We start from the raw sequence: 7503 nt of genomic DNA, 5'->3' as shown, positions 1-7503 counted from the left end.
CGGCGGCGGCCAGCTTCTGGAGGGCACGGACCATGCGGTTCTGCTTCACGTGTCTTCCTTCTCTCGTGGGGGGTCGGCCTCGACGGAGGGATGACATGAACGCGCTGACATGTGCTCGTCAAGGCCTGTCCGGATTATGAACAGCGCCCAACCAGCGCCACAAGAAAGCCTTTTCGGCCAGATCCGATGGAGGGACCGTACAGTGGACGGGAGGGGGGATCCGGCATGCCGAACCGACATGAGGCCGACCGTGTCATCCACGGCTTCCCGCACCGCGCCACGATGCGGGCCTCGCTCACCGCGCTCTACCGCCGCCTCTCCCCCGACGGAGTGCACCGCTACCCGACCAGCGTGACCGCCGCCGACGTGACTTTCGGCGACGACGAGGACCTCCACCTCGGCGCCCAGCGGGTGGCCCGCACCCTCGTCCGGCACCTGCGGCTGCCCGAGGCGCGCATCGTGGTGAGCTTCCGGCCCATGGAGTACGCGGCGGCCGTCGAGCTCACGGCGGGGCCCGAGTACTTCGTCGAGCTCAACGACCGCTTCCGGACCCGCCGCAGGGACATCGGCGCGGCCCTCGCCCACGAGATCACCCACGTCCTGCTGCACCGGCTCGGCCTCGGCCTCCCCTCCACCGCCGAGAACGAGGTCCTCACCGACGTGGTGACCACCTATCTGGGCGCCGGCTGGCTGCTGCTCGACGCGTACCGGCAGGACGGCGTCGAGAGCCAGAAGCTCGGCTATCTGACCCCGGAGGAGTTCGGCTGGGTCCTCGCCAAGCGGGCCGAGGTCTTCGGCGAGGACCCCTCACCGTGGTTCACCAGCGCGGTGGCGTACGAGGCGTGGGTACGGGGCCGGGCGGAGGCCGCGCGCGAGCGGACCGCGCCGCCGCTCGCCGGGGCCGGCTGGGCCGAGCGCCGCCGGTACGGATGGGAACGGCGCCGGGGCCGGGCCTCCGAGGACGCCCCGTACGCCTTCGACGGCGGAGCCCCGGCGACCGGCGTCTCCTTCCCCTGCCCGGTCTGCCTCCAGCGCCTGCGGGTCCCGGCGGGACGGGCGCTGCGGGCCCGGTGCGGGGTGTGCGGCTCGATCCTGGACTGCGCCTCCTGACGCATGGATTTGCGCCGCGTGCCGACGGCGCGTCAGGGTCGGGGCATGAGCACGTTGTTCGACGCGATCCGGGCCGGGGACGAGGACGGGGCCGTACGGGTCCTGCGGGACGGGGCCGACCCCGAGGGCACGGAGGACGGGGAGACCGCCCTGTACCGGGCGGCCGTCGGCGACGAGGCCGGGATCGTACGGGTGCTGCTGGCCGCCGGGGCCGACCCGGGCCGGCTCAGCGGGGAGGACGACAGCGACCTGCCGCTGTGCGGGGCGGCCTGCGGCGGGCACACCGAGGTGGTGCGGGCGCTGCTCGCGGCGGGCGCGGCGGCCGACCAGGAGGAGGAGTTCGGCTTCACCGCCCTCGCCTGGGCCCTCCGCCTCGGCTACGCCGACACGGCCCGGGTGCTCCTGGAGCACGGCGCCGACCCGGACCGGCCCGGACCCGACGGGCTCCTCCCGCTCGTCGCCGCCGCCCGGCGCGGCTCGTCCGCGTGCGTACGGGCGCTCCTCGACCACGGGGCGCAGTCCCGTGAGGCGGCGCTGCGGGAGGCGCGGCGGTGGATCGGCGCCGACATCGCCGCCGAGCTGCGGCGCGGGCTCGTCGCCGGGAACGAGGGCGGGCAGACGTACGAGGCGGTCGTCCGGCGGATCCGGGAGGACGGCGGGATCACGGTCTGCGTCGAACTGCTGCGGGAGAACGGCGCCCCGGGGCGCGGCGACGACCGGGGCACCGGTCACGCGGCGATCGCGACGCTCCTGGAGGCGGCGCTCGGTCTGCGCACCCCGCACGAGGAGCTCGCGGCGCGGGCGCTGCGCTGCGGCGACCCGGAGCTCGACGACTGGACGACGGCGGTGGCGGAACTGGCGGGCCGGGCCGACGAGGAGACCTTCGTGGCGGCGGCCGGCTGGTGCGCCTATCGGGATCCGCTGCGCCGGGCCCTCGGCGCGCGGGTGCTCGGCGCGCTGCCCGGCTTCGGCCCGAGCGCGGTGCCGGTCCTGCGGCGTCTGGCGGCGGAGGCGGTGCCCCCGGCGCGGGAGCCGCTGCTCTCGGCGGTCCTCGCGCTCGGGGAGTGCGGGGACGCGGCCGCCGTGCCCGAACTGCTCGCGGCTGCCGGGCATCCGGACCCGGTGGTGCGCCGGGCGGTCGCGGCGGCCCTCGCCGGGATCGTGCCGGCCGGGCACGTCGAGGCGCTCGGGGTGCTGCTCGCGTTGAGCCGGGACGGCGACCCCCGGGTGCGGGACTGGGCGACCCTCGCGCTCGCCGAGCTGCCCGACGACACCCCGCTCGTACGGGAGGGGCTCGCCGAGCGGCTCGGCGACGCCGATCCGGAGACCGCCGCGGAGGCGGCGCGCGGGCTTGCGATCCGCCAGGACCCGCGCGCCGTCGACGCGCTGGCGTCGATCCTCGCGGACGGGGAGGCGGACGGCGCGCCGCGCGAGACGGCGCTCGCCGCCCTGGAGCACGTCCGCGACCCGCGGGTCAGGACCCGCCTGGAGTGGACGACCCCGCGCCGCGGCTGACGCCGTTCCCGGTGGGGTGTCAGCAGGCGTGGTCGATCAGCCGGCCCAGGGGACGGGGCCGCCGAGGGTTCGGCGGCCCCGTCCCCTGGGCCGGGTGAGTGACCGTCAGCCCGCCGCTCACACCCCTTCGGTCACCGCCGCGGCCGCGGTCGACGAGGTCGCCGAGGCCGGGAGTCGCAGGCTCAGCAGGGCGGTGAGGAGGTACGCGCCGAGCACCCAGGGCATCGCGGCCGCGAGGGAGAGGTCGGCGAAGTACGCGGTGCCGATCGCCGCCGCTCCGAGGGCGCCGCCGAACTGCTGGGCCGTCGAGAAGACCCCGGAGGCGCTGCCCGCGAGCTCGGCCGGGGCGGCCGACAGGACGATGTTCACGAGCGGCACGACGAGGAAGCCGAGTCCGGCGCCCGCGATCACGAGACCGGGGGCCAGGGGCCAGGCACCGGTGTGGGCGGGGGCGGCGCCCTCCATCGCGGACCAGACCCAGCCGTAGCCGGCGGCCATGAGGACCGCGCCGGCCGTCGGGACGTACCGGCCGAGCCGGACCGCGAGCGGTTCGGCCGCGGGCGCGGTCAGGAAGCCGCCGGCCGAGAAGGCGGCCATGAGCACGCCGGCCTGGGTGGGGGTGTAGCCCTGGCCGCCCTGGAGCCAGATCGCGAAGACGAGGAAGAAGCCCTGCATGCCGAGGGCGAAGAGCAGCTGGACGGCCAGGCCGTACGAGAAGGCGGGCACCCGGAACGTGCCGGCCGGGAACACCGAGCCGCGCGCCGCCACGCCCGCCACGGCGAGGACGCCCGCGGCGAGCACGCCCCAGCCCCACGGCGGCCAGCCCCAGCCGCGGCCCTGCACCAGCGGGAGCACGACGGCGACGAGTCCTGCGGCGAGGACGAGGCTGCCGGGGACCGGGGGCCGGGCTGCGGCCCGCTCGCGGGTGGCGGGGACGAGGACGACGGCCGCGATCAGGGTGAGGAGCGAGACGGGGACGTTGACGAGGAAGACGCTCCGCCAGCCGAGGCCGAAGAGGTCCGCGTCGGTGAGGACGCCGCCGAGCAGCAGTCCGATCGCGGAGGCGAAGCCGGCCACCGCCCCGTACAGGCCGAAGACCTTGCCGCGCTCCTCGCCCCGGAAGAGGCTGTGGAAGGAGCCGAGCACCTGCGGCATGAGGACCGCGGCCGCGACGCCCTGCACGGCACGCGCGGCGATCAGCTGGCCGGGGGTCTGCGCGAGGCCGCAGGCGAGGCTCGCCAGGCCGAATCCGGCGGTGCCGGCGAGGAAGAGCACCTTGCGGCCGTAGCGGTCGCCGAGCCGTCCTGCGACGACGAGGGTGGCGGCGAAGCCGAGCAGATAGGCCGAGACGGTCCACTGGAGGGTGCTCTCGGAGGCTCCGAGGCCGCGCCCGAGGGAGGGCAGGGCGACGTTGACGATGGTGACGTCGACCAGGTCCATGAGGGCGGCGACCATCATGACGACGGCGGCGGCCCAGCGGTGCGGGGTGGGTGACACGGGGTCCTCCTCGATTTATTTCGTTCGCCCGAACGAAATAAACGATGACAGGAACCCGCCCCTGACCACAAGTGTTTCGTTCGGGCGAACGAAATGAATTTTGCTAGGCTGCCGCCATGGACGAGCAGGGCAGGGAGCGGGGCGGCGAGCAGCACAGCGGACAGGACCCGGAGCGAGGCGCGGTCATCGCCGCCCTCACCGCCGCCCGCCGGGACTCCAGCGCGGCCTCGATCGCCTTCCACTCGGCGATCGCGGCCCAGCAGGACCTGGGCGCCACCGAGACCAAGACGCTCGACCTGCTCGAACGGCACGGCCCCCTCACCGCCAAGGAGCTGGCCGAGCACTCGGGCCTGGCCCCCGCCTCCGTCACCGGGCTCGTCGACCGCCTGGAGCGCAAGGGCTTCGTGCGCAGGGTGAAGCACCCGACGGACAAGCGCCGGGTGCTCGTCGAGCCCCGCCCCGAGAAGCTGGCCGAGCTCGCCCCGCTCTTCGACGACTGGGCGCGCGAGGTGCACGAGCTCTACGAGGAGTTCACGACCGAGGAGCTGGCGACGATCACCCGCTTCCTGACCGGCGCGACCGACCGTCAGCGCGCCGCCACCAAGCGCCTCACGGAGTAGCCCCGCGCGGCCGCGCGCCGCACGCCGGGTGCCGCAGACCCCTCCCCTTCGGCCCTTCCGGCTGCTACCTTCCTTGCCGCCAGGTCACCTAACTAACGTTTGATGGAACGGTGGCCTTCCCGCTCGCTCCGCGGGCCCGTCCGCCCACGGCTGTCCCACCCGAGTCCGTCAGCCGTACGGCCCTGCCGTACGTCCGTCAGTCCGCAAGGGAGCCCAGCCATGCCCCTGTCCCGACGTGCACTGCTCACCACCACCGGTGCCGCCGCCCTGCTCTCGGTCCTGCCCACGGAGGCGCACGCCCGCCCCCGCCTCCGCTCCGCCACCGAGATCCGCCGGATCCCGCTCCAGGGGGCGGTCAACGTCCGCGATCTCGGCGGGTACGTCACCTACGACGGCGCCCGTGTCCGGCACGGCCTCGCCTACCGGAGCGACCACCTCGCCAAGCTCACCGACGCCGACCTCACCACCCTCGCCGGGCTCGGCCTCGGCACGGTGGTCGACCTGCGGATCCCGCTGGAGGTCGGGTACGACGGCGCCGACCGGCTGCCCGCGGGCCCGGTCCCGGTCGCCCGGCCCATCACCGACCACGGCCTCTTCGGGCAGCTGATGGCCGCGATCGGCTCCCGCGACCCGGTCCGGCAGGAGGAGATGCTCGGCGACGGCCGGGCCGCCGCCTTCATGCGCGAGGTCTACCGCACCTTCGTCACCGACCCCGCCAACCGGGCCGCCTTCGCGGCCACCCTGCGGGACCTCGCCGATCCCCGCCGGGGGCCGCTGCTCTTCCACTGCACCTCCGGCAAGGACCGCACCGGCTGGACGAGCTGGCTCCTGCTCACTCTGCTCGGGGTGCCCGAGGCCTCCGCCCGCGCGGACTACCTGGCCTCCAACACCTTCCGCGCCGCCTACGACGCACGGGTGCGGGAGGGCCTGAAGCAGGGCGGGCTCATGCAGAACCCGGAGCTGATCGTGCCGCTCCAGGAGGTGCGGACCGAGTACCTGGACACCGCCCTCGACCAGGTCCGCACCTCGTACGGGAGCCTCTTCCGTTACGTGTCGGTCGGCCTCGGCCTGGAGCTGCGCGAGCTCGCGGCGCTCCGCGAACGGCTGGTGGCCGACGCCTGACGCCCGCCCCGGCCGGCACCGGCCGCCGCACCGCGCCCGGCGCCCGCGCCGGAACCCCGGCCGGTGCCGGACGCGGAACCGGAACCCCGGCCCGCACCGGACGCCGAACCGGAACCCCGGCCCGCACCGGAGCCGCGCCCCGAACCGGCCGTCGCCCGTCCGGAGCCGGACGCGGTGCCGGAGCCCCGGCCCGTGCCCGTCGCGGTGCCGGAGGTCCGGCTTCCGGTGGGGGCGGCGGACCCGCGGCCGGTGGACGTGCCGGGGGCGTGGCCCGAGGCCGGTGCGGCCGTGCCCGTACCACCGCTTCCGGAGGCGGACGGACGGCGACGGCGACGGCCGCCCGTGCCCGCGCCACCGGCGCCCGCCGACCCCCGCGCCGGGGTCGGCTGCGGGACCTCGATGACGACGGGGACGCCCGAGGGCTCCCGGGCGCCGGTGAGCTCGGCGAGCTCCTCGTCGCTGGACTTGATCTGCGCCGTACGGGGGCTGATGCCCGCGTTCGACATCAGCCGGCCCATGTCCCGCTTCTGCTCGGGCAGGACCAGCGTGAAGACGCTGCCGGACTCGCCGGCGCGGGCGGTGCGGCCGCCGCGGTGCAGATAGTCCTTGTGGTCCATCGGCGGGTCGACGTTCACGACCATGTCGAGGTCGTCCACGTGGATGCCGCGGGCCGCCACGTTCGTCGCGACGAGCGTGGTGACCTGGCCGGTCTTGAACTGGTCCAGGGTCCGGTTGCGCTGCGGCTGCGAGCGGCCGCCGTGCAGCCCGGAGGCCCGCACGCCGTTGGCGAGGAGCCGCTTGACCAGCCGGTCCACGGACCGCTTGGTGTCCATGAAGAGGATCGTCCGGCCTTCGCGGGCCGCGATCCGCAGCGTGACGGCCTTCTTGTCGGTCTCGTCGAGCACGTAGAGCAGGTGGTGCTCCATCGTGGTCACCGCACCGGCCGACGGGTCGACCGAGTGCACGACCGGGTCGTCCAGGAACATCTTGACCAGCTTGTCGATGTTCCGGTCGAGGGTGGCGGAGAACAGCAGCCGCTGCCCGCCCGGCTCGACCTGCTTGAGCAGCTTCGTGACCTGCGGCAGGAAGCCCATGTCGGCCATCTGGTCGGCCTCGTCGAGGACCGTGACGGCGACCTGGTCGAGCCGGCAGTCGCCCCGCTCGATGAGGTCGTGCAGCCGGCCGGGCGTGGCGATGAGGACCTCGGCGCCGCGCCGCAGGGACGAGGACTGCCGGGTGATCGACATGCCGCCGACGACCGTGGTGATCCGCAGCCGCAGCGCGGCGGCGTACGGGGTGAGGGCGTCGGTCACCTGCTGGGCGAGCTCGCGGGTCGGCACCAGGACCAGCGCGAGCGGCGCGGTCGGCTCGGCGCGGCGGCCCGCGGTGCGGGCCAGGAGCGCGAGCCCGAAGGCGAGGGTCTTGCCGGAGCCGGTACGCCCCCGGCCGAGGACGTCGCGCCCGGCGATCGAGTTCGGCAGGGTCGCGGCCTGGATCGGGAAGGGCTCGGTCACACCCTGCTCGGTGAGCGTCCGCAGCAGCGCGGCTGGCATGTCCAGGTCCTCGAAGGAGGCCACGGGCGGCAGCGCGGGCGTCACCGTCTCCGGCGGAGTGAACTCCTGCGGCGGCGGGGGCGCGG

General features: G+C 75.3%; 6 protein-coding genes. 4 read left to right on the top strand and 2 right to left on the bottom strand.

Annotated elements, in window-relative coordinates; all coding sequences use genetic code 11:
* Window positions 1–225: 225 nt before the first annotated feature.
* Window positions 226–1110 (top strand): hypothetical protein, encoded by an 885-nt coding sequence (locus CCN56_RS35900; RefSeq protein WP_086831943.1) that lies wholly within the window; start codon window positions 226–228, stop codon window positions 1108–1110.
* A 45-nt stretch (window positions 1111–1155) separates the two neighbouring features.
* A complete protein-coding gene (locus CCN56_RS35895; protein ID WP_256962352.1) occupies window positions 1156–2625 on the top strand; it encodes an ankyrin repeat domain-containing protein in 1470 nt (489 codons plus the stop codon).
* 117 nt (window positions 2626–2742) lie between these two features.
* Here CCN56_RS35895 and CCN56_RS35890 read toward each other — a convergent pair whose 3' ends face one another.
* Window positions 2743–4122 (bottom strand): MFS transporter, encoded by a 1380-nt coding sequence (locus CCN56_RS35890; RefSeq protein WP_306300658.1) that lies wholly within the window; start codon window positions 4120–4122, stop codon window positions 2743–2745.
* A gap of 116 nt (window positions 4123–4238) precedes the next feature.
* Here CCN56_RS35890 and CCN56_RS35885 point away from each other — a divergent pair, with 116 nt between their 5' ends.
* Both CCN56_RS35885 and CCN56_RS35880 read left to right on the top strand, forming a co-directional pair.
* Window positions 4239–4742, top strand: coding sequence for a MarR family winged helix-turn-helix transcriptional regulator (locus CCN56_RS35885; protein ID WP_256962351.1), 504 nt, complete (start codon window positions 4239–4241; stop codon window positions 4740–4742).
* A gap of 219 nt (window positions 4743–4961) precedes the next feature.
* Window positions 4962–5864, top strand: coding sequence for a tyrosine-protein phosphatase (locus tag CCN56_RS35880; RefSeq protein WP_086831941.1), 903 nt, complete (start codon window positions 4962–4964; stop codon window positions 5862–5864).
* Here CCN56_RS35880 and CCN56_RS35875 read toward each other — a convergent pair.
* Window positions 5789–7503 (bottom strand): DEAD/DEAH box helicase (locus CCN56_RS35875; protein ID WP_256962350.1); only part of this gene is annotated, 1715 nt, incomplete at its 5' end. The two genes, CCN56_RS35880 and CCN56_RS35875, sit on opposite strands and share 76 nt — an antisense overlap.

The sequence above is a fragment of the Streptomyces sp. NRRL B-24572 genome, assembly GCF_002156145.1.
In the GTDB taxonomy this organism is placed as follows: Bacteria; Actinomycetota; Actinomycetes; order Streptomycetales; family Streptomycetaceae; genus Streptomyces; species Streptomyces vietnamensis.
This window is presented reverse-complemented; position numbering and strand designations above follow the sequence as displayed.